At 64.6% G+C, this 22,849-nt stretch carries 20 protein-coding genes and 1 pseudogene; 14 read left to right on the forward strand and 7 right to left on the reverse strand.

Annotated features, from left to right (window positions below):
* Positions 1-129 precede the first annotated feature (129 nt).
* From yajC to secF, 3 genes are all read left to right on the forward strand, one after another.
* Positions 130-453 carry a preprotein translocase subunit YajC gene (gene yajC / locus BUS12_RS36825; protein WP_074302395.1) on the forward strand — a complete coding sequence of 108 codons (324 nt, stop codon included), beginning with the start codon at positions 130-132 and terminating at the stop codon, positions 451-453.
* 145 nt (positions 454-598) lie between these two features.
* Positions 599-2,641, forward strand: a complete 2,043-nt coding sequence (gene secD / locus BUS12_RS36830) for a protein translocase subunit SecD (RefSeq protein ID WP_074302829.1) — start codon at positions 599-601, stop codon at positions 2,639-2,641.
* A gap of 18 nt (positions 2,642-2,659) precedes the next feature.
* Positions 2,660-3,610: a protein translocase subunit SecF gene (secF, locus tag BUS12_RS36835; RefSeq protein WP_074302396.1), complete on the forward strand. Its 951-nt coding sequence runs from the start codon at positions 2,660-2,662 to the stop codon at positions 3,608-3,610.
* Between the two features lie 107 nt (positions 3,611-3,717).
* Here the strand turns inward: secF and BUS12_RS36840 are convergent, their stop codons facing one another.
* The 4 genes from BUS12_RS36840 to BUS12_RS36855 all read right to left on the reverse strand — a co-directional run bounded on the left by BUS12_RS36840 (position 3,718) and on the right by BUS12_RS36855 (position 6,894).
* On the reverse strand, positions 3,718-4,995 hold the full coding sequence (locus tag BUS12_RS36840; RefSeq protein WP_074302397.1) for an MFS transporter: 1,278 nt from the start codon (positions 4,993-4,995) through the stop codon (positions 3,718-3,720).
* 102 nt (positions 4,996-5,097) lie between these two features.
* Entirely contained in the window at positions 5,098-5,664 is a 567-nt protein-coding gene (locus tag BUS12_RS36845) for a YceI family protein (protein WP_074302832.1), read from the reverse strand.
* Positions 5,665-5,761: 97 nt separating this feature from the next.
* Positions 5,762-6,325 (reverse strand): YceI family protein, encoded by a 564-nt coding sequence (locus BUS12_RS36850; protein ID WP_074302398.1) that lies wholly within the window; start codon positions 6,323-6,325, stop codon positions 5,762-5,764.
* An 8-nt stretch (positions 6,326-6,333) separates the two neighbouring features.
* Entirely contained in the window at positions 6,334-6,894 is a 561-nt protein-coding gene (locus BUS12_RS36855; RefSeq protein ID WP_074302399.1) for a cytochrome b, read from the reverse strand.
* A 423-nt stretch (positions 6,895-7,317) separates the two neighbouring features.
* On the opposite strand from BUS12_RS36855, the gene BUS12_RS36860 reads away from it, so the two are divergent.
* From BUS12_RS36860 to BUS12_RS36895, 8 genes and pseudogenes are all read left to right on the forward strand, one after another.
* Entirely contained in the window at positions 7,318-8,037 is a 720-nt protein-coding gene (locus BUS12_RS36860; protein WP_074302400.1) for a paraquat-inducible protein A, read from the forward strand.
* Between the two features lie 7 nt (positions 8,038-8,044).
* A complete protein-coding gene (locus tag BUS12_RS36865; protein ID WP_074302401.1) occupies positions 8,045-8,755 on the forward strand; it encodes a paraquat-inducible protein A in 711 nt (236 codons plus the stop codon).
* Positions 8,748-10,406 (forward strand): PqiB family protein, encoded by a 1,659-nt coding sequence (locus tag BUS12_RS36870; RefSeq protein WP_074302402.1) that lies wholly within the window; start codon positions 8,748-8,750, stop codon positions 10,404-10,406. The genes BUS12_RS36865 and BUS12_RS36870 overlap by 8 nt, the downstream gene beginning before the upstream one ends.
* Positions 10,403-11,209 carry a PqiC family protein gene (locus BUS12_RS36875; protein ID WP_074302403.1) on the forward strand — a complete coding sequence of 269 codons (807 nt, stop codon included), beginning with the start codon at positions 10,403-10,405 and terminating at the stop codon, positions 11,207-11,209. Before BUS12_RS36870 ends, BUS12_RS36875 begins: the two co-directional genes overlap by 4 nt.
* Before the next feature lie 110 nt (positions 11,210-11,319).
* Positions 11,320-13,431 (forward strand): site-specific recombinase, encoded by a 2,112-nt coding sequence (locus BUS12_RS36880; RefSeq protein ID WP_074302404.1) that lies wholly within the window; start codon positions 11,320-11,322, stop codon positions 13,429-13,431.
* Between the two features lie 30 nt (positions 13,432-13,461).
* Entirely contained in the window at positions 13,462-14,745 is a 1,284-nt protein-coding gene (locus BUS12_RS36885) for a THUMP domain-containing class I SAM-dependent RNA methyltransferase (RefSeq protein WP_074302405.1), read from the forward strand.
* Between the two features lie 327 nt (positions 14,746-15,072).
* A complete protein-coding gene (locus BUS12_RS36890) occupies positions 15,073-15,459 on the forward strand; it encodes a VOC family protein (protein ID WP_074302406.1) in 387 nt (128 codons plus the stop codon).
* Between the two features lie 54 nt (positions 15,460-15,513).
* Positions 15,514-16,206, forward strand: a pseudogene (locus tag BUS12_RS36895) (helix-turn-helix transcriptional regulator); the annotation flags it as partial.
* Between the two features lie 49 nt (positions 16,207-16,255).
* Here BUS12_RS36895 and BUS12_RS36900 read toward each other — a convergent pair.
* The 3 genes from BUS12_RS36900 to BUS12_RS36910 are packed head-to-tail and all read right to left on the reverse strand — an operon-like array spanning position 16,256 to position 19,202.
* Entirely contained in the window at positions 16,256-17,710 is a 1,455-nt protein-coding gene (locus BUS12_RS36900) for an NAD(P)(+) transhydrogenase (Re/Si-specific) subunit beta (protein ID WP_074302407.1), read from the reverse strand.
* The gene (locus BUS12_RS36905) at positions 17,707-18,048 is read right to left on the reverse strand and encodes an NAD(P) transhydrogenase subunit alpha part 2 (RefSeq protein ID WP_074302408.1); all 342 of its coding nucleotides are present in this window, start codon (positions 18,046-18,048) and stop codon (positions 17,707-17,709) included. The genes BUS12_RS36900 and BUS12_RS36905 overlap by 4 nt, the downstream gene beginning before the upstream one ends.
* Before the next feature lie 11 nt (positions 18,049-18,059).
* Complete coding sequence (locus BUS12_RS36910; RefSeq protein ID WP_074302409.1) at positions 18,060-19,202, reverse strand: Re/Si-specific NAD(P)(+) transhydrogenase subunit alpha; 1,143 nt, start codon at positions 19,200-19,202, stop codon at positions 18,060-18,062.
* A 220-nt stretch (positions 19,203-19,422) separates the two neighbouring features.
* Here BUS12_RS36910 and BUS12_RS39560 point away from each other — a divergent pair, with 220 nt between their 5' ends.
* The 3 genes from BUS12_RS39560 to BUS12_RS36925 all read left to right on the forward strand — a co-directional run bounded on the left by BUS12_RS39560 (position 19,423) and on the right by BUS12_RS36925 (position 22,778).
* Entirely contained in the window at positions 19,423-19,923 is a 501-nt protein-coding gene (locus BUS12_RS39560) for an NUDIX hydrolase (protein ID WP_074302410.1), read from the forward strand.
* Entirely contained in the window at positions 19,920-21,065 is a 1,146-nt protein-coding gene (mnmA, locus tag BUS12_RS36920) for a tRNA 2-thiouridine(34) synthase MnmA (protein WP_083640843.1), read from the forward strand. The genes BUS12_RS39560 and mnmA overlap by 4 nt, the downstream gene beginning before the upstream one ends.
* A 102-nt stretch (positions 21,066-21,167) precedes the next feature.
* Positions 21,168-22,778: an FMN-binding glutamate synthase family protein gene (locus tag BUS12_RS36925; protein ID WP_074302414.1), complete on the forward strand. Its 1,611-nt coding sequence runs from the start codon at positions 21,168-21,170 to the stop codon at positions 22,776-22,778.
* Positions 22,779-22,849 lie beyond the last annotated feature (71 nt).

Consider the following 22,849-nt stretch of genomic DNA (forward strand, 5'->3'; position numbering starts at 1 on the left):
TTCATTTCGCGACGGCCCAAATAAGCTTTAACAGCTTGATCGGAAAGCCCATTTGCCGCGCCGTCGTACCAAATGCCGGTGGTAGAATAATCGGCTGATTTTTTTGATCGTTATAACGGAGAGACCAACGTGTCGTTCATTTCAAACGCCTTCGCTCAAGGCTCAGGCGGTGCAGAATCGAGCCTGATGAGCTTCCTGCCGCTGATCCTGATGTTTGGCGTGCTGTACTTCATCATGATTCGCCCGCAAATGAAGCGCCAGAAGGAACATCGCAACATGCTCTCCGCCATGGCGAAGGGCGACGAGGTGGTGACGAACGGTGGCATCGTCGGCAAGGTGACCAAGGTTAGCGACGCGTATGTGGGCGTCGAAATCGCCGAAGGCACGGAAATCACCGTGCAAAAAGCATCGGTCACGACGATTCTCCCGAAGGGCACGATCAAGTCGCTGTAAGGCCTGCTCTCTCGCGTCCGGCGCGGCCTCGCGGAACTGGAGCCAGAATGCCTGTCATGTCATCCATGCAACCAGGCAGGCTGTGTTCCCCGCGCTCATCGCCGGACGCATCGCTTCCAAGCCAACCTTCCCGTTGGACCACTCCATGAATCGTTACCCCCTCTGGAAATATGTCGTGATGGTCGTGGCGCTTGCCATCGGCCTCATCTACACGCTGCCCAATTTCTTCGGCGAAGCGCCGGCGGTGCAGGTGTTGAGCGGCAAGGCAACGGTCAAGCTCGATTCGACGACGCTGTCGCAAATCGAAGCCGCACTGGCTGCCAATCAGATCACTGCTTCCGACGTGACGTTCGACAACGCGTCGACCAACGCGAACATTCGCGTGCGTTTGTCGGACACCGACACGCAGTTGCGCGTGAAGGACTTGCTGTCGAAGACGCTGAACAGCGACCCGACCGATCCTGACTTCGTCGTCGCCCTGAACCTGCAAAGCGCGTCGCCGCGCTGGCTGACCGCCCTGCACGCGCTGCCGATGTACCTCGGCCTCGACCTGCGAGGCGGCGTGCACTTCCTGCTGCAGGTGGACATGGCAGGCGCGCTGAACAAGAAGCTCGATTCCGACGCCTCGGACGCGCGCACCTTGCTGCGCGACAACAACATCCGCGACGGCGGCGTGAACCGCGTCAACCAGACGGTGGTGATCAACTTCGCCGACAAGGACACCGCGAGCACGGCGAGCACGCAGCTCTCGCGCAGCATCACGGAACTCCAGTGGGCAACCCAGACGGCGCCTGACGGCAGCTATCAGCTGATCGGCACGTTCACGCCGGCGGTGCAGAAGACCGTCGAAGATGCGGCGCTCAAGCAGAACATCACGACGCTGCATAACCGGGTCAACGAACTCGGCGTGGCCGAACCGGTGATCCAGCAGCAAGGCTCCGACCGCATCGTGGTCGAACTGCCGGGCGTGCAGGACACGGCGAAGGCGAAGGACATCATTGGCCGCACGGCGACGCTCGAAGCGCGCCTCGCCGACCCGGTCAATACGCATCCGAATCCGGGCGATCCGGTGCCGCCGGGCGACGAACTGTTCACCGACGCCAACAAGGTGCCGGTGCTGCTGAGAAAGCAGGTGATCTTTACCGGCGACCGCATCATCGACGCGTCCGCGGGCTTCGACGAACACCAGCGTCCGTCGGTCAACCTCCGCCTCGACTCGGCCGGTGGCCGCGCCGTGGCGAGCGTGTCGCGCGACAACATCGGCAAGCCGATGGCCATGGTGCTGTTCGAAAAGGGCAAGGGCCAGGTGCTGACCGTGGCGACGATCCAGTCCGAACTGGGCGACCGCTTCCAGATCACCGGCCAGCCGACGCCGCAAGCCGCCGCCGACCTCGCGCTGCTGCTGCGCGCCGGTTCGCTGGCCGCGCCGATGGACATCATCGAAGAACGCACCATCGGTCCGAGCCTTGGCGCCGATAACATCAAGAAGGGCTTCCACTCGGTGATCTGGGGCTTTGCCGCCATCGCCGTCTTCATGATGGCGTACTACATGCTGTTCGGTGTGGTCTCGATCATTGGCCTGTCGGTCAACCTGTTGCTGCTGGTCGCCGTGCTGTCCATGTTGCAGGCCACCCTGACCTTGCCGGGTATCGCCGCTATCGCGCTGGCGCTCGGTATGGCCATTGACGCGAACGTGCTGATCAACGAGCGCGTGCGTGAAGAGCTGCGTCACGGTGCGCCGGCGCAACTGGCCATCCAGAACGGTTACGCGCATGCGTGGGCAACCATTCTCGACTCGAACGTGACCACGCTGATCGCCGGTCTGGCGCTGCTCGCGTTCGGTTCGGGTCCGGTCCGCGGTTTCGCGATCGTGCACTGTATCGGCATCCTGACGTCGATGTTCTCCGCGGTGTTCTTCTCGCGCGGTCTCGTGAACCTCTGGTACGGCGGCAAGAAGAAGCTGAAGTCGCTGGCGATTGGTCAGGTCTGGCGTCCGGCAGCGGTTGAAGGTGCAGGCGCTGCCGCGTATCTGGGCAGCGAAGACGCCGCCACCGACACGGCACGGGCCACGAGCGCCGCCTCTGCCAAGCCGAAGGCCACGGCCCAGGCGCGCGCCGCCGGCAAGCCGACGGTGCGCCGTCGCAACAGCCCCGGCAACACGCCGCAGAAACCGGGTTCATCCCGCTGAGCCCCGGAGAACAAGACCATGGAATTTTTCCGCATTCGCAAAGATTTGCCGCTCATGCAGCGCGCGTTGGTGTTCAACGCAATCTCGCTGCTGACGTTTATCGCTGCCGTGTTTTTCCTGCTGCATCGAGGGCTGCATCTGTCGGTGGAATTCACCGGCGGCACGGTCATCGAAGTCCAGTATCCGACTACCGTGCCGCTCGAACCGGTGCGCGGCACGCTCGCCAAGCTCGGCTACCCGGACGCCCAGGTGCAGAACTTCGGCACCTCGCGTGACGTGCTGATTCGCCTGCCGGTCAAGACCGGCCTGACCTCCGCTCAACAGAGCGATCAGGTGATGGGCGCGCTGAAGGGTGAAGACGCGCAGGTGCAGTTGCAGCGCGTCGAGTTCGTCGGCCCGCAGGTCGGCAAGGAGCTCGTCACCAACGGCCTGCTCGCGCTCGCCTGCGTGGTGGCCGGCATCGTGATCTACCTGTCGTTCCGCTTCGAATGGAAGTACGCCGTGGCCGGCGTGATCGCCAACCTGCACGACGTGGTGATCATTCTTGGCTTCTTCGCCTTCTTCCAGTGGGAGTTCTCGCTGTCGGTGCTGGCCGCCGTGCTTGCGGTGCTCGGCTACTCGGTGAACGAATCCGTGGTTATCTTCGACCGGATTCGCGAAACCTTCCGCCGCGAACGCAAGATGACGGTCATCGAAGTCATCAACCACGCGATCACCAGCACGATGTCGCGGACCATCATCACCCACGGCTGTACGCAGATGATGGTGCTGTCGATGTTCCTGTTCGGCGGTCCGACGCTGCATTACTTCGCATTGGCGCTGACGGTCGGTATTCTGTTCGGTATCTATTCGTCGGTGTTCGTTGCCGCTGCGCTCGCGATGTGGCTCGGCGTGAAGCGCGAAGACCTGCTGAAGGACAAGAAGGAACGCCACGATCCGAGCGACCCGAACGCAGGCGCGCAAGTCTGAGGTTCGAGGCTGTCGCGGGTCGTCGCAAGAAGCACAAAGGCCGGTTCAGTCGAACCGGCCTTTTTCGTTTACCCGCGCGCCGCGCAAACCTGCCGTGAAAAGCCCGCTCAGCTAAAACCCAGCTTCCGCCGCGCCGCGATCAACGCGATCAGGCTCAGCACCGCCGCGAACATCATGTAGAAACTCGGTGCCACCTTCGAGCCCGTGGCGCCGATCAACCACGTGATGATGAACGGACCAAAGCCGCCGAAGATCGTCACCGCGATGTTGTACGACAGGGACATGCCCGTCGTGCGCGTCTGCACCGGGAAAATCTCCGACAGCAAGCCCGGCAACGCGCCGAAATAACCGGTCATCAGGAAACCGAGCACGATCTGCACGACGATCAGCGTGCCGAAGCTCGGATGAGCAACGAGGTAGACGAAGGCCGGATAGATCAGCACGAACAACAGCACCGCCGACGTCAACATGATCCGGGTGCGGCCATGGCGGTCCGAGAGATGACCCACCAGCGGCGCAAACACCATCTGGATCAGACCGGTAAGCGCAATCGCCGCAAACGCGACCGAGGGCGCGAGGCCGAGTTGCTTGATGCCGTAGGTCGGCATGAACAGCACGAGGTAGGTGGAGACCGTGCCCAGCACCACCACGCCCATCGCAATCAAGAGACGCAGCTTCTGGCTCGCAAGCGTATCGCGCAACGGTGTCGTAGTCGTCTCCGCGGCAAGAAATTCGGGCGTCTCGTCGAGACGCGTGCGGATGTACCACGCCACCGGCCCGATCAGCAGTCCGAAGAAGAACGGCACACGCCATCCCCACGCGGCCATCTGCCCGGCCGAGAGCTTGCCCGTCAGCACCACCCCGAAGCCGGCCGCCAGCAGCGTCGTCAGTCCCTGGCTTGCCACTTGCCAGCTCGCGAAGAATCCGCGCCGGCCGGGTTCGTGCTCGGCGAGAAAGGCCGTCGCGCTGCCGAACTCGCCGCCTGCGGAAAAGCCCTGCATCAGGCGCGCCGCCACGAGGATCAGCGGCGCCGCGAGGCCAATGGTCTGGTAGGTGGGCAGGATGGCGATGATCAGCGTGCCGCTCATCATCAGCAGGATCGACAGCGTGAGGGCCGCCTTGCGCCCGGCGCGGTCCGCGTAGGCGCCAATCACGATCGCGCCGAGCGGCCGCATGAAGAACGATACGCCGAAGGTCCCGAGCGTCAGCAGCAACGAGACGGTGTCGTTGCCGGTGGGGAAAAACAGCCTGGCGATCAAGACCGCGAAAAAGCCGTAGACCACCAGATCGAACCATTCCAGCGCATTACCGATCGACGCGGCTACCACCACGCGCCACGAATTCGGGCGGCTCGCCGCCAGGCTTGCAGACGTCGTTGCGTTCATGCAGATCTCCGTTGCGCTTGGAATTGTCGTTGTAGGGCGATCGATCGCGCCCTTGTACGGCCGGACTGGTTGCGCGCACAACCAGTCCGATGCCGGCGTTTCTTACTGCTTGATCCCTTCAGCCTGAATTTCCAGCCTGGTCTCCATGCTGAAACCATACTTGCTGCCGAAGTCCATGCCGTAGTCCGCGCGGTTGAATTCGGCGCTCGCTTCCACGCCGCACACTTCGCGCTTGAGTACCGGATGCTGCATGCACTTGAACGACTCGATCGTCAGGTTCAGCGGCTTGGTGACGCCATGCATGGTCAGGCTGCCGATCACTTCAACGGGCTTGTCGCCGTCGAACTTGATATCCGTGCCTTTGTAGGTGACCGCCGGATACTTCGCGACATCGAAGAAGGCGTCAGATTGCAGATGCTCGTCGAGCTTGGTGTCGCCGGTCTGGACCGAAGCCGGGTCGACAGTCACGTCGACCGTGCCGGTTTTTGCCGCGCGGTCGAGCGTGACCGTGCCCGAACTTTTCGCGAACTTGCCGCGCCACACCGACAGGCCGCCAAGGTGGTCCGCCGCGAAGCTCGGATAGGTGTGGGTGGGGTCGAGCATATAGGTATCAGCCGCCACCGCGCTGAACGAGACGGAGGCAGTCAGGGCGACGGCAGCGATCAGCAAAGTCTTTTTCAAGTCATGCTCCTTTCAGGATTCAGAAACGCACCGCGCTCGGTGCGGGTTCACAGTGCGGCTGCGGCAGACGTCGCCGCATGACGCCTCATTTGCGTGCTGCCACGATATGAAACTTGATGACGACGTCGTCGGCCACCACCGAGGTGTCTTTCCACTCGCCGGTGCCGATATCGAACTGCGAGCGCTTGATGGGCAGCAAGCCGTCGAAGGCCTGCACGAGCCCCTGCTGGGTGACCGTGACCGGCACCGCCACGGTCTGCGACTTGCCCTTGATGGTCAGCTTGCCCGTCACCGTGAAGCGGTTGCCGCCCGCCGGCGCGATCGCGCTCGAGACGAAGGTCGCCTGCGGATACGTCTTCGCGTCGAACCAGTCCTTGCCGCGCACCTGCTCGTTGTAGCTGTCGTCGCCCAGATCGTAACTGCCCACGTCGACGCTGAACTGCGCGCTGCCCTCGGCCGGCTTCGCCGGGTCGAAGGCGACCTGCGCCGTGAACTTGTTGAACTTGCCTTCGACCGGCACGTTCATCTGCTTCGAGGTCGCGGTAATCGTGCTCTTCGAGACATCGACCTGGGCCAGCGCGCTGCCCGCCGCGCTCAGCGAGGCAGCCGCGAACGCCGCCAGCATGTAGCGATAAAACGAAACCTTCATGGGGGTCCTTATTTGATGAAAGGGATCATGCGCGACAGCAGGCCGTCGCGGTCCAGCCATTGATGCTTGAGCGCCGCGGCCACATGCAGCACGAACAGAACCAGCAGCGTGTAGTTGAGCGCGATGTGAATATTCTTCAGCAGCACCTTGAGCACGGGGTCCGGCGCGATCAGGCGCGGCAGCGGCACGAGGCCCAGATACACCACCGGCACGTTGGCGGCGGAGCTATAAAGATAACCTGATACCGGGATCGCAATAATCAGCACGTAGAGCAGCAGATGCGTCAGATGTGCCGCCGTGCGTTGCCACGAGGCCATGCGGCGCGGCAACGGCGGTGCGCCGTGAGTGGCGCGCCAGAGGATGCGCAGCACCGACAGCCCGAACACGGTCACGCCGATCCATTTATGCCAGGAGAAATAGCGCAGCTTGGCGGGCGTAAAGCCGGGGATGTCGGTCATCACCCAACCGAGGGCGAAGCCGCAGATAATCAGCAGCGCGATCAGCCAGTGAAGCGCGATGGCCGTTCGCGTGTAGGAATCGCGAGCGCCGAAGGTAGGTTTGATTGCCATGAAAGGTCAACGCAAGCTGAGAGGTTAGCGGCGCAAGCGAATGACAACCCGGTTGAACGCAGGCCGGTCATCCCGTATGCGAATCGCGTAGGATCGCGGCCGCCGGCATCACCGGCCTGCCGCGACATACGCCAAGGCCGCCATGCTACCCCAAGCCGAAAAAGCCGGCAGGTCTCGTTCCGGGCAGCATGCCGCGCGCTGTCATACGCCGCAACAAAGCAATTGAACAATTGGGGCCCGCAAATGTCCGATCACCTGTCGGAATGCTTAACGAAGCTCTACGCTTGTCTGACGTGTGTCTCGGACCGGCCCAAATACGCATGAGAGGAAGCCTTTGGTACTATTGCTCCAGGCTTTCGCCAGTCCCTACCGTGCAAGCCTGCGTTGCACGCCCCCGCTCACGTCGTTTTGCCCTTCGGCCGTATGGAACATGACAACCTGATCGCGTGCCACGAGTGCGATACCCTTTTCAAGAAGCCTCAACTGCTCGGCAGCCGCTCCGTGGCCCGCTGCCCGCGTTGCGGCGCGACCCTGTACCGGAGCGCGTATCGGCGGCTGGACGGCATCAGCGCCATGACGCTCGCGGCGCTCTTCACCTTTCTGATCGCGCAGGCCTATCCGATTCTCGAGCTCGACGCCAACGGCATTACCTCGCAAACCACGCTGTTCGGCGCGCTCGTCGCGCTCTGGAACGAGGACATGCAGATCGTCGCGGTGATGGTGTTTTGCGCGACCACGCTGTTCCCGCTCACGGAACTGGTCGCGCTGCTCTATGTGCTGATCCCGATCCGCTCGGGCTATGTGCCGGCCGGCTTCAACCAGGTGCTGCGGGCCATCCAGTTCGTGCGACCGTGGGGCATGATCGAGGTGTTCATGCTCGGCGTGCTGATCACCATCGTGAAGATGGTGAGCCTCGCCCGCGTGATCCCCGAAGCGGCGCTGTTCGCCTTCGGCGCGCTCACCTTGATGTTCGCGGTGGTGGTCATGTTCGACCCGCGCACCTTGTGGGACATCGCCGACGAACTGACCGCGCGGCGCGCCCGGCCCACGCCGCGCACGGCCGCCGACAGCGCGGCGGCCGCGGTCGGCGCAACGCTGACGGGCAGCGCATCCGGCCAGCCCGCCGCGCCCCACCAGGGATGACTGCACGATGAAATACGTCACCGCGTTGCGCGCGGGCCTGGTTTCCTGCCACGCATGCGGCCGCGTCGCCCCGCGCATCCGCTCGATCACCCCGCAGCACTGCGAGCGCTGCGGCGCGGTGCTGCACCGGCGCAACCCGGACAGCCTGATGCGCACCTGGGCGCTACTGCTTGCCGCCGCCTTGCTGTATATTCCCGCGAATCTGCTGCCGGTGATGCATACCTCGTCGCTGCTCGGCTCGGAAGACGACACGATCATGAGCGGCGTCGTCTACTTCTGGACCTCGGGCGACTGGCCGCTCGCCATCATCGTGTTCATTGCCAGCATCATGGTGCCGATGCTCAAGCTGAGCGTGCTCGTGCTGCTCACCGTGACGGCCCAGCGCCGCTCGCGCTGGCGCCCGATGCAGCGCACCAAGCTGTACCGCATGGTCGAACGGATCGGCCGCTGGTCGATGCTCGACATCTTCGTCGTCACGCTGACGGTCGCGCTGGTGCGCTTCAAGTCGATCGCCGTGATCACGGCTGGACCGGGTGCGATTGCGTTCGGCTCGGTGGTGATTCTGACCATGATCGCGTCGATGCAATTCGACCCACGGCTCATCTGGGACACCGTGGAAGGCACGGACGGCAGTGCGAAGAAACAGGCGAAACCCGTGACAGGCCCGCAAGACGCGCAAGGCAGCACCCAACACTCTCAGGACCTCAAACATGACTAGCCCGCAAGGACCGACGCCCGCTCCCAGCGCGCCGCGCAACGATTCGAACGGACCCACGCTGCCACCCAACCTGCCCGATCCCGAGATCGAACCGCGCAGCCACTGGTTGCCGTCGCTGGTCTGGGTGATCCCGCTGATCGCCGCATTGATCGGCATCGCGCTCGTCATCAAGTCGGTGACCGAAAAGGGACCGGAGATCAGCATCAGCTTCAGCAATGCCGAAGGCCTCGAACCCGGCAAGACCCAGGTCAAGTACAAGGACGTCAATATCGGCCTCGTGAAGAACGTCACGCTGTCGAAGGATCTTTCGCACGTCCTGATTCAGGTGCAGTTGACCAAGGAAGCCGAAAACTTCGCCGTCAAGGACACGCGCTTCTGGGTGGTGCGTCCGCGCGTCGGCGCGAGCGGCGTCTCGGGCCTCACCACGCTGCTCTCGGGTGCGTATATCGGCGTGGACGCCGGTCATTCGCAGGACAGCCAGAAAGATTTCGTCGGGCTCGAAACGCCGCCGCCGATCACCGGTGACCAGAAGGGCCACCGCTTCACGCTGCATGGCGATTCGCTCGGCTCGATCGATATCGGCTCGCCGATTTTCTACCGGCGCGTGCAGGTCGGCCAGGTGGTGGGCTTCTCGCTCGACAAGGACGGCACCGGCGTCACCATGCAGGTGTTCGTCGCCGCGCCGTACGACCAGTATGTCGGCGTCAACACGCGCTGGTGGCATGCGAGCGGCGTCGATCTGCGGCTCGATTCGAGCGGCTTCAAGCTGAACACGCAGTCGCTCGCCACGGTGCTGGTGGGCGGCCTGTCGTTCCAGTCGCCGCCGGGGCAGGCGGTCGGTACGCAGGCGCCGCAAAACATGACCTTCCGCCTCGGCTCGGATGAAACCGACGCGATGCGCGAGCCGGACGGCGTGCCGTTGCGCGTGGTGATGAACTTCAACCAGTCGCTGCGTGGGCTGTCGGTCGGCGCAACGGTCGATTTCCGCGGCATCGTGTTGGGTCAGGTGACCAACATCGGCATCGACTACGATCCGAAGACCCGCAACTTCACGATGCCGGTGACGATGAACCTCTACCCCGACCGCCTCGGCAAGCGTTTCCGCGAGTCGGCGCCGGAGCCGGGCAGCGTCGCCGGGGAGGACCTGCTGCAACGCCTCGTCAAGAACGGCTTGCGCGGCCAGTTGCGCACGGGCAACCTGATTACGAGCCAGTTGTATGTGGCGCTCGATATCTTCCCGAAGGCCGCGCCCGCCACGGTCGACGTCCACAGCGATCCGCTCGAGCTGCCGACCATCCCGAACACGCTCGACGAGTTGCAACTGCAGGTGGCCGACATCGCGAAGAAACTCGATCAGGTGCCGTTCGACCAGATCGGGACCAACCTGAACAACTCGCTGAAGAACGCCGATCAACTGTTCACGCGCCTGAACACCGAGGTGGTGCCGCAGGCCCGCGACACGCTGGCGGCCGCCAAGCAGACCTTCGGCTCGGCTGAGGCGACGCTGCAGCAGGACTCGCCGTTGCAATCGGACGTGCATCAGGCGCTGCAGGAACTGACCCGCACGCTGCAGTCCTTGAATGCGCTGTCGGACTATCTGGAACGCCATCCGGAATCGCTGTTGCGCGGAAAACCAGGAGATCAACCATGATGTTTGCCCGGCTCCCCCGTTCGCCGCGCGGGCTTGCCCGCGCCGCCGCGTACCTCGGCGCCTGTGCCGGACTGCTGGCGCTTGCGGCGTGCTCGTCGTCGCCGCCGAGCCGCTTCTACACCCTGGGCGCCGACGCTGCGCCCGTCACTGCGCGCAGCACGGCCGCGCCGGCGCTGCTGATCGAAGTGCCGCCAGTCGACGTGCCGTCGCAGGTCGCGAAAAATCAGCTCGTGGTCCAGACGGGTCCGACCCAGGTGCAGGTCCTCGAACAGGACCGCTGGGCCTCGTTGCCTGGCGACGAGATCCGCCGCGCGTTGTCGTCCGATCTCACGCAGCAGCTGGGCACGATCGACGTTTACGGCACCGCGTATCCGGAAGGCACGCCGGTCTATCGGGTCAGCGTCAACGTGCAACGCTTCGAGTCGTGGCCAGGCTCGCATGCCTTGATCGACGCCGTGTGGAGCGTGCGTGCGGTACGCAGCGAGACCGTCATGACCTGCCGCAGCACCGTCAGCACGCCGGTGACGGCGGGCTACGACGCGCTGGTCGACGGCCATCGCCAGATCGTGCAGCAGATCTCCACGCAGATCGCCGCCGGCATCAAGGCCATGGCGGCCGCGGCGCCGCGTGTCGCCACCGCTGCGCCGGCGAAAAACGGCTCCGGTGTGCCGGCGCGGATCGCCCCGGCGACCGTGCCTTGTCCGTTGCCGGTGGGCCCGAGCGCCGCGCTCGACGGTGCCGGCGGTTTGGCCGGCACTCTCGTTGGCGGCCTTGCCGGCACGCACACTGGCGCGCAAGGCTGAGCCGCCGGTATGGCGGCGGCGGACGCGCATCGGGCGTCCGCCGCGCTCTGTGCAGCGACGCCTGCGGCACCTCTCGACGTCAATAACCCAGCGTCCGCATTGAGCATCCCATGTTCCGTTCCCTCCAAACCTTCGTCAAGAAATGGCGCGCGTCGCGCAACAGCGGACACCAGCTCGACGCGCTGCTGGCAATCGCCGATCAGCACGCTCAATATGCGGAACGCAGCGAATGGCTGATCGAACTGGCGCACTGGATCCATCGCGGCGGGACGGTGCAGCCCGTCGCGCAGGAGCCGCTCGCCGACGAGGCGCGCCGGCAGCCCGAGCACACGCGGCTGCGCTATCTGCTGCATGTACTGGATCGCAACCCGCTGTGGAAGGCAAACGTGGCGGGCATTCTGCGCGCGCTGCTGCGCGAGAGCGACGGCATTTCGCTGTTGTGCGACGCCGGCATGCCGGTGCACTCGGCGTTTTTCGGCGCGCTGTTCGAGCGCTTCGAAGCGTCGCTGATTCCGCCCGCGCCGAACCGCCGCGACCTGGCGGCGATCTTCACGCTGATGTTCACGGCGGCGGAAGATGCCGACTGGATCGCGGCGCTGCCCACCGATCTGCTCACACGCATCCGCGATCTGTTCACTTACGAGCTGGACAGCGGCAACCCGCGCGAGGGCGTGCCGTTCTCGCTCGATCTGCTCGCCGCCCTGCACAACCTGACTTGCCAGATCAGCTCAACCGGACTGTCGCAAACGGTGCGCAGCCGTCTGGGCGACGCGGACGTACGCGTGGCCATGGAGAAGCAGCCGTTCTACCGCCTCACCCGCGCGATGCTGGCGCTGGAGTCGGCGCATCAGGCGGAGGAAGCCGGCGCGGACCCGGGCAAGCTGCTGCATGAGGTCAACTATCTGCGCGTGCTGCTGGACGAATGCCGCATCGCCACCGACAACGTCTTTAGCCATCTGTACCGCAACGGTGTAAGCGTCGACATCGTGTTTCAGATCGAACGCATGCGCATGCGTATCCAGCGCGCCGAGCATCTGCTGGACGCGTGGATGGCCTCCGACGACCCGCACGCGAGTTCGCGCCTCGTCGCCGAGCTGGTGAAGGCCAACCATGCAAGCCAGAGCGTCGCGCACCTGATGCGCAGCAACTTCTCCTTGCTGGCGCGCAAGGTGGTGGAATACAGCGCGGATACCGGCGAGCATTACATTGCACGCGATCGCGCCGAGTATCTGAAGATGCTGCGCATGGCCGCGGGCGGCGGCCTCGTCACCGTCGTGACGGTGTGCGTGAAGTTCGCCATCACCGGCGCGCATCTGCAGACGATGCTGGAAGGCTTGCTCGCCGGCGTCAACTACGCGGCCAGCTTCCTGCTGATGCACTTCCTGCATTTCTCGCTCGCCACCAAGCAGCCGGCCATGACGGCGCCGACCATCGCCCGTGAGCTCGACGGCGCGGGCACGCCCGAAGGCGTGGACAGTTTCGTGAGCTCGGTGGTCGCGCTGATCCGCACCCAGGCCGCGGCCGTGTTCGGCAACGTGATGCTGGTCTTTCCGGTGTGTCTCGGCGTACAGCTTCTGTGGCACGCGGTGTTTCACGCCAACATCATCTCGCCGGAGAAGGCCCACGCCACGCTGCATTCGTTCTCACTGATCGGACCCACGCCGTTTTATGCGGCGCTGACCGGCGTGCTGCTGTGGTCGTCGAGCCTGCTTGCGGGCTGGGCCGACAACTGGTTCGTGCTGCACCGGGTCGCCGATGCGCTCAGCTACAACCGCCGCTTGCGCATGACGCTCGGGCCGGCCGGCGCCGCGCGGCTCGCGAATTTCTGCCGCTCGAATGTGGCAGGGGTGGTGGGCAATATCACGCTGGGTCTGATGCTGGGGCTCGTGCCCGCCATCGTGAGCGCGCTCGCCTTCAGTTTCGAGGTCCGGCACGTCACGCTGAGCGCGGGGTCGATCGGCGTGGCGCTCGGTGTGCTGGGCAGCAGCGCGCTGGACTTGCCGGAGTTCTGGTGGGCTATAGCGGGCGTGTGCAGCATGGCCATCCTGAACGTGGCGGTCAGTTTCGCGCTCGCGTTTCATATGGCCGTACGCTCGCGCGACCTGCGGCGCAACTATGTGCGCTCGTTGCGCGGGGCGATCTGGCGCCGGGTGTTCCAGCAGCCGCTGGATCTGGTGTGGCCGGTGAATGCCCGGCCGGCGCACCCCGACCGCGTACAATAGCGCCTTATTCAACGCCTCCCGGCAACTTCAATGTCCTTCGATTTTTTCATCCCCTGCCCTCGCGGCCTGGAAGCCGCGTTGGCGGCCGAGCTCGCCGAAATCGCCGCGCGCCACCTGAATGGTGCGCCGTTCACCGCGGGCGCGCAGGTCCCAGGCGGAGTGCATTTCCGCGGCGGCTGGGCAGCCGGCATGGCGGCCAATCTGCATTCGCGCATTGCCAGCCGTGTGCTGCTGAAAATCGCCCACCGGCCGTATCGCAGCGAACAGGACATCTACGCACTCGCGCTCGAACAGCGCTGGGAGCAATGGTTCTCCGCGCGTGAAACGCTGCGCGTCGACGTCACGGCCATCAAGTCGCCGCTGCGCAGCCTCGAATTCGCCACGCTGCGCGTCAAGGATGCAATCTGCGACCGTCTGCGCGAAGTGAGCGGCGACCGTCCCAACATCGACACCAGCGCGCCCGATGTGCGCGTCTTTGTCTTCCTCACCGCCACCGATTGCACGCTGTACCTCGACACGTCCGGCGAGCCGCTCTTCAAGCGCGGCTGGCGCCTCGACAAGGGCGCTGCGCCGCTGCGCGAGAACCTCGCGGCAGGCATCCTGCGCCTGACCGGCTGGACGGCCGGCACGCCCCTGTACGACCCGATGTGCGGCAGCGGCACGTTCCTCGCGGAAGCCGCGCAAGTAGCGCTGAATATCGCGCCGGGTGCGGAGCGCCGCTTCGGCTTCGAGAAGCTCAAGCAATACGAAGCCAAAACCTGGCAGACGCTGAAAGCGGCTGCTCTGGACGCCAAGCACGCCGCCCGGACGTCGCGCGCCGATCTGCAGATTTTCGGCAGCGACATTTCCGGCGACATGCTGATCAAGGCACGCGCCAACTTCGAGCGCGCGGGTTTGTCTTCGGTCTCGCTCAAACAGGTCGATGCACGCGGCATGGCGCCGCCGTCGTCGGAGCCGGGCATCCTCGTCGCCAATCCGCCGTATGGCGAGCGGATCGAAGTACGTGGCCGCAACGCGCGTGGCGAGCTGCGCGAGACGCGTGAAAACCGCGAGGACGACAGCTTCCGCCGCGCCCAGGAAGAGGCGCCGGACAGCGAATTCTTCAAGTCGCTCGGCGATGCGTTGAAGCAGCGCTTCACCGGCTGGCACGCGTTCATCCTGACGTCGGATCGCAAGCTGCCCGGTCAGTTGCGGCTGCGCGAATCGACCAAGACGCCGCTCTTCAACGGCGCGCTCGAATGCCGGCTGTTCCGCTTCGATCTGATCGCCGGCAGCGTCAGGCAACGCCCGGCAAACGATACGCCGGCGGCTTGATATAACCGGGTCGCACGTGAGTTGATTGAAAGGCTGCGGATATCATGTCCGCAGCCTTTTTCATTGCGCAGGCCAATCGGGCGATGTGCCGCCGCCCGCATCCGGACAAACGCTTCGCGCCATCTCGCGGCGCGCCAAAACCTTCGGTTCCAGCAACACCTCGCTTCAAAGTCATTCCAGCGGGAGCGAAGGCTACTGACAGAACGCTGTCAGTAGCCCCGCCGCACACTCCTGATCACGCCATCCGGCGCATCGCAAGGGCCAACCGGGGCCAACCCGGGACGACCTGGACAACCCAGGCCACCCCACCGCCCCAAGGAGAGTGTCATGTCAGCAGCCGCCACCCACATCATTTCCTGGTTCGAGATTCCCGCCACCGACTTCGAGCGCGCCGTGCGTTTCTACGAGACCGCGTTCGCCACCACGCTGCGGCGTGAAAACGTCGGCGGCCAGCCGATCGGGATCTTCCCGTACACCGAACCGGCCACCGGCGGCTGCGTCATCCACAGCCCCACGCTCAAGCCTTCCACCGATGGTGTGATGGTCTATCTGAACGCCGGCCCGAGCGTCGATGCTGTGCTGGCCCGCGTCGAGAAAGCCGGCGGCAAGGTGCAAGGGCCTGTCATCGAGCTGCCGCAGGATATCGGCTATATCGGCTTCTTCACCGATACCGAAGGCAATCGCATCGGACTGCATTCGCCGAAGCATGATTGACGGCATCGCACAGCGCTATGATCGCGGGACCGCCCCGCTCCCTTCCATAAGACGCCCACGATGACGCGCCGTGCCGACCGCCTGTTCCAGATCGCCGAGCTGCTGCGCGGCCGGCGTCTGACGACCGCGCAGCAGCTTGCCGACTGGCTGCATATCTCGCCGCGCACCGTCTATCGGGACGTGCGCGATCTGCAGTTGTCGGGGGTGCCGATCGAAGGGGAAGCGGGGATCGGCTACCGTCTGAACCGCTCGGCGAGCCTGCCGCCGCTCACCTTCACCGTCGACGAACTGGCCGCGCTCGCCGCCGGCGCACGCATGCTGGAAACCTGGGGCGGCGCGAGCTTCGCAAAGGGCGCGCGCGGCGCACTGGCGAAGATCGCCTCGACCATGCCCGCCGACAAGCGCGCAACCCTCGACCGTCTGCCGATCTTCGCGCCGTCGTTTCACATCAAGGGCGAGTTCGCGGAGAAAGTCGATGCGCTGCATCTGGCCATCGACGGCAAGCGGGTCGTCAGCTTTGCGTATCGCGACCGCAAAGGCGCGCACACGGAGCGGCGCGTCTGGCCGCTCGGGCTGTTTTATTGGGGGGCGCGCTGGACCATCGGCGCGTGGTGCGAACTGCGCGGCGACTTCCGCAATTTCGACGTCGAAGAGATTCGCGAGTTGCTGGTACTCGAGCCGTTCCCCGATATGGAGGGCAGACGACTCGCGGATTTTCTCAGGCACGTCGAGGTGAAACAGCGCTGAGGTCAGGACATCTCGGGGCCACGCCCTACGCGCGGCCCCGAAGCCATCCTCACTCGACCGACTTCACCATATCCTCGATCACCTTCTTCGCATCGCCGAAGACCATCATGGTCTTGTCCATGTAGAACAGATCGTTGTCGAGACCCGCGTAGCCGGCCGCCATGGAACGCTTGTTGACGATCACCGTGCGCGCCTTGTACGCCTCGATGATCGGCATGCCTGCAATCGGCGACTTCGGATCGTTCTTGGCCGCCGGATTCACCACGTCGTTCGCACCGAGCACCAGCACGACATCGGTCTGGCCGAACTCGTTGTTGATGTCGTCCATCTCGTACACGAGGTCGTACGGCACCTCGGCTTCCGCCAGCAGCACGTTCATGTGGCCCGGCATGCGCCCCGCCACCGGATGAATCGCGTAGCGCACATCGATGCCCTTCTCGATCAGCTTGTCGGTGAGCTCCTTCAGCGCATGCTGTGCGCGGGCCACGGCGAGACCGTACCCCGGCACGATCACCACGGTCTCGGCATTGCCCAGCATGAACGACGCATCCTCGGCCGAGCCCGACTTGACCGGCCGCTGCTCCTGCGCGCCGCCCGCGGCCGCCGCGCCCGGTTCGGCGCCAAAGCCGCCCAGCAGCACGTTGAAGAACGAGCGGTTCATCGCGTGGCACATGATGTACGACAGAATCGCACCGGACGAGCCCACCAGCGAGCCGGCGATGATCAGCATCGGATTGTTCAGCGAGAAGCCGATGCCCGCCGCCGCCCAGCCCGAGTACGAGTTGAGCATCGATACGACCACCGGCATATCCGCGCCGCCGATCGGAATGATGATCAGTACCCCGAGCGCAAACGCGATCAGCGTCATGATGATGAACGGCAGCCATGCTTGCGTGAGAAAGAAGATCACGCCGAAGCCGAGCATGCCGATCGCCAGCATCAGGTTGATCAGATGCTGGCCCGGATACACCACCGGCGCGCCCTGAAACAGGCGGAACTTGTACTTGCCCGAGAGCTTGCCGAACGCGATCACCGAACCGGAGAAGGTGATCGCCCCGACGAAGGTGCCGATAAAGAGCTCAATCCGGTTGCCGTACGGCAGAAACCCCGGGATCGGATTGTCCGGATCGACGAGGCCGAACGCCGACGGCTCCGACACCACCGCATAGGCAATGCACACGGCCGCAAGACCGATCAGCGAGTGCATGGCGGCGACCAGTTCCGGCATCTTGGTCATCTCGACGCGCGCGGCGACGAACGCCCCGATCGCCCCGCCGACCACCAGCGCCGCGAACAGGAGCCCAAGGCCAAGCCCGAGATTCGAGCCGAGCCCGGCGGCCTGCTTGAGGATCAGCGCGATGGTGGTGAGGATCGCAATCGCCATCCCGGCCATGCCGAACGTATTGCCGATGCGCGCCGTCTTCGGATTCGAGAGCCCTTTGAGCGCCTGAATGAAGCAGACCGAAGCAACGAGATAAAGCAGCGTGACGACGTTCAGACTCATTGCTTGCCCCCTTCAATGCGCGCCGCACCGGCAGCGGGAAGCTTCTTCGGCTCTTTCTTCTTGAACATCTCCAGCATTCGCCTCGTGACGAGGAAGCCGCCGAACACGTTGACCGCGGCCAGCGCCACCGCCAGCGTGCCGAAGAACTTGCCCGTATCGCCGACCGTCAGGCCGGCGGCCAGCATCGCGCCCACAATGACGATCGCCGAGATCGCGTTGGTCACGGCCATCAGCGGTGTATGCAGCGCCGGCGTGACGTTCCAGACCACGTGGTAGCCGACGTAAATCGCCAGGATGAAGATGATCAGGTTGATGACGGTATGGTTGATGACTTCCATTGCCGGTGTCCTTATGCCTTGCGCGTGACTGCGCCGTCACGGGCCAGCAGCGTGGCCGCGACGATGTCGTCCGCGAGATCGATGTTGAGTGCGCCTTCCTTGTCGATGATCAGCTTCAGGAAGTCGAGCAGGTTGCGGGCGTAGAGCGAGGACGCATCGGCGGCCACCATCGACGCCAGGTTCGTAAAGCCCACGATCTGCACGCCATTTTTGACCACGATCTTGTCCGGCTCGGTCAGCGGACAGTTGCCGCCGCGCCGCCCTTCGTACTCGGGGCCGCGGCCCGCGGCCAGATCGATCAGCACCGAGCCGGGTTTCATGGCCTGCACGGTGTCGACGGAGATCAGCGTCGGTGCGGGACGGCCCGGAATCAGCGCGGTCGAAATCACGATATCGGCCTGTTTGGCGCGTTCGTGGACCAGCGCGCCCTGGCGTTGCAACCAGCTTGGCGGCATCGGTTTTGCGTAGCCGCCGACGCCTTGCGCGGCCTCGCGTTCCTCGTCGGTCTCGTACGACACCTCGAGAAACTTGGCGCCCAGCGACTCGATCTGCTCTTTCACCGCCGGTCGCACGTCCGAGGCCTCGATCACGGCGCCGAGGCGCTTGGCGGTCGCGATCGCCTGCAAGCCCGCCACGCCGGCGCCGAGTATCAGCACGCGCGCCGCTTTCACGGTGCCGGCTGCCGTCATCAGCATCGGCATGAAGCGCGGGTAGAGGTCGGCGGCGAGCAGCACAGCCTTGTAGCCGGCAATGTTGGCCTGCGACGACAGCACGTCGAGACTTTGCGCGCGGGTCGTGCGCGGCGCGGCTTCCAGCGCGAACGCCGTGACGCCGGCCGCGGCGAGCTGCGCCGCGTTGTCGGCATTGAAAGGATCGAGCATGCCGACCAGCACCGCGCCGCGTTTCAGGTGCGGCAATTCGGCTTCGGTCGGGGACTGGACTTTGAGAACGAGATCGGCGCCGAATGCGGTCGCGGCGTCGACGATCTCCGCGCCGACCGCGCTAAAAGCCTCGTCGGGGAAGCTGGCGCCGGTTCCGGCACCGCTCTGGATCGTGACCCGGTGGCCCTGCGATACGTATTTCTTGACCGTCTCGGGGGTGGCGGCAACGCGTGACTCGTGCGCTCGCGTCTCGGCTGGCACTCCGATGTGCATCTTTGACTCCTCCTCGGCCTTGCTGTTATTACGACAGAGCTGCCGACGAGGGACGCCGGCTTGCAATTGCAACGGCTACGACGCCACTTTAACCGAAACCGGGGGGCGCACCGAAATCAGGGACAATCCGGGGGGCCGGCGGGAGCCGCACGGGTCCGCAGTGGCGCCCGAACCGCCGCTTCCCGGCAGCCAGCCGCCATAGACGGTAAAATACCGCCCCATGAATCCCGAAACCTGGGCTGCGCACGTCACCGTGGCCGCCATCGTCGAGCGCGACGGACGCTTTCTCCTCGTCGAGGAGCACACGGACCACGGGCTGCGTCTGAACCAGCCCGCCGGCCATCTGGAAGCGGGCGAAACGCTCGCCGAGGCGGTCGTGCGCGAAACGCTCGAAGAATCCGCGCATCCGTTCACGCCCGAGGCGCTGGTGGGCGTCTACATGACGCATTTCGAGCGCCCGGCCGCAGCCGGCGTCACCTATCTGCGCTTCACGTATTGCGGCAGCGTCGGCGAGGCCGAGGCTCACCGCGCGCTCGATCCCGATATCGTCCGCACGCTGTGGATGAGCGCCGACGAGTTGCGCGCCTGTCCCGAGCGGCATCGCACGCCGCTCGTGATGCGCTGTATCGACGATTACCTCGCAGGCCGGCGTTTCCCGCTCGACTTCGTGCATACGCATTCGGTCGGGCCCACCCGATCAAGCAAGTCAGGCAACCCATGAGCAAGCAGAAAGTCGTAGTAGGCATGTCGGGCGGCGTCGATTCGTCGGTCACCGCATGGCTGCTCAAAGAGCAAGGTTACGACGTCGTCGGTCTCTTCATGAAGAACTGGGAAGACGACGACGACGGCGAGTACTGCTCGACGCGGCAGGACTGGATCGACGTCGTTTCGGTGGCCGATCTGATCGGCATCGACGTGGAAGCGGTCAACTTCGCCGCCGAATACAAAGACCGCGTGTTCGCCGAATTCCTGCGCGAATACTCGGCCGGCCGCACGCCGAATCCGGACGTGCTGTGCAACGCCGAAATCAAGTTCAAGGCCTTCCTCGACCACGCCATGTCGCTCGGCGCGGAAACCATCGCGACCGGCCACTATGCGCGCGTGCGCGAGGTCGAAGGCCGCTTCGAACTGCTGAAGGCACTGGACCATACGAAGGATCAGTCGTACTTCCTGCACCGCCTCAATCAGGCGCAGTTGTCGAAGACGATGTTTCCGCTCGGCGAAATCCCCAAGACGAAAGTGCGCGAGATCGCCGAGCAGATCGGCCTGCCGAACGCGAAGAAAAAAGATTCGACCGGCATCTGCTTTATCGGCGAGCGGCCGTTCCGCGATTTTCTGAACCGCTACCTGCCCACCAAGCCGGGTCCGATGAAAACCACCGACGGCAAGGTGGTCGGCGAGCATATCGGCCTCGCGTTTTACACGTTCGGCCAGCGCAAGGGCATTGGGCTCGGCGGCAGCAAGGAAGGCAGCGGCGAGCCGTGGTTCGTGGCCGGCAAGGAGATTGCGTCGAACACGCTGTATGTTGCCCAGGGCCACGATCATTCATGGCTGCTGAGCCACACGCTGAGCGCGGGCAATACCAGTTGGGTAGCCGGCCGCTCACCCGCCGAAGACTTCGCCTGCGGCGCGAAAACGCGCTACCGGCAAGCCGACGCGGCCTGCACGTTCAGCACGGCGGGCGAGGCGGACGGCCACTTCGCGCTCAATTTCGCCGACGCGCAATGGGCTGTCACACCAGGGCAATCGGCCGTGCTCTACGATGGCGAGATCTGCCTGGGCGGCGGCATCATCGAACATGCGGTGACCGCGCAGCCGGCCGTGCGGCAGCCGCAGACCGCTGTGCTGCTCACCGCGCGATAAGTCGTGCGGTGAGCTGTGCAACGAGCAGTACAACAGGCAAAACGATAAGCGGCGCAGCAACATAACAATCAGCGGTTAACCGCTCTCTGCAATGGAGTCCCCATGTTTTCTCGACGTTACCTCGCCATGTGGTGTGCAGTTGTGCTGCTCGTTGCCTGCGCGGCGCTCGCCGCGGCACATCATCTGTCGTGGTTCTGGATCATCGTCCCCGCATTGCTCGTCGCGCTCGGTCTGTTCGATCTGACCCAGGAACGCCATGCGATCCTGCGCAACTATCCGTTGTGGGGCCACTTCCGGTTCATGTTCGAATTCATCCGGCCTGAGATCCGCCAGTATTTCGTCGAAGACGACACCGACGAAAAGCCGTTCTCGCGCGCCCAGCGCAGCATCGTTTATCAGCGTGCGAAGAACGATGTCGACAGCCGCCCGTACGGCACCGAACTCGACGTCAAGGCGGTAGCGCACGAGTGGATCAGCCACTCGCTCGCCCCCACCCAGCTCGACGGTCACGACTTCCGCGTGGTGGTCGGCCCGGACCGTGCGCAACCCTACTCGATGTCGATCTTCAACGTCTCGGCAATGAGCTTCGGCTCGCTCTCGGCCAACGCCATCATGGCGCTCAACCTCGGCGCCAGGAAAGGCAACTTCGCGCACGACACGGGCGAAGGCTCGATGTCGAAGTATCACCGCGAGCATGGCGGCGACATCATCTGGGAAATTGCTTCGGGCTACTTCGGTTGTCGCAACGACGACGGCTCCTTCAATGCCGACAAGTTCGCCAGGCAGGCAAAAGAGCCGCAGGTGAAGATGATTGAAGTGAAGCTGTCGCAAGGCGCGAAGCCGGGTCACGGCGGCGTGCTGCCGGCGGCCAAGATCACGCCGGAAATCGCCGAGACGCGGGGCGTGCCGATGGGCCGCGACTGCATCTCGCCCGCCACGCACTCCGAATTCTCGACGCCGCGCGGCCTGCTCGAATTCGTCGAGCGCCTGCGCACGCTGTCCGGCGGCAAGCCGACCGGCTTCAAGCTGTGCATCGGCCATCCGTGGGAGTTCTTCGGCATCGCCAAAGCGATGCTGGAGACGGGCATCCTGCCGGACTTCATCGTCGTGGACGGCGCGGAAGGCGGCACGGGTGCCGCACCGCTCGAATTCACCGATCACGTCGGCGTGCCGCTGCAGGAAGGGCTGCTGCTGGTGCACAACACGCTGGTCGGCATCGGCTTGCGGCAGCGCATTCGCATCGGCGCAAGCGGCAAGATGATCACCGCCTTCGACATCACCAAGACGCTCGCAATCGGCGCCGACTGGGTCAACTCGGCACGCGGCTTCATGTTCGCGGTGGGTTGCATCCAGGCGCAGACCTGCCACACGGGCCGCTGCCCGACCGGGGTTGCGACGCAAGATCCGGTGCGCCAGCGCGCACTGGTGGTGCTGGACAAGTCCGACCGGGTCCTCAACTTCCACCACAACACCTTGCACGCACTGCAGGAAATCATCCAGGCCGCCGGTCTCAAGCATCCGGCCGAATTGCGCGCGCATCACATCGTGCGGCGGGTGTCGTCGCATGAGGTCAGCCTGATGTCGGATCTGCTGAAGTACCTCGAACCGAACGATCTGCTGAACGGTAACTACCGCTACTCGCTGTACGAAAAGTGGTGGCCGGTGGCGAGCGCCGAGTCGTTTGCGCCGAAGGTGGAACTCGCGGCGACCTGACGCGCGGCTTGCGGACGGCGGCACGGCCTGGCCGCCGTCCGTCCGTCCGTCGTGCTCGCGCAGCCGCGCTC

It is taken from the genome of Paraburkholderia phenazinium, assembly GCF_900142845.1.
GTDB classification, from domain to species: domain Bacteria; phylum Pseudomonadota; class Gammaproteobacteria; order Burkholderiales; family Burkholderiaceae; genus Paraburkholderia; species Paraburkholderia phenazinium_A.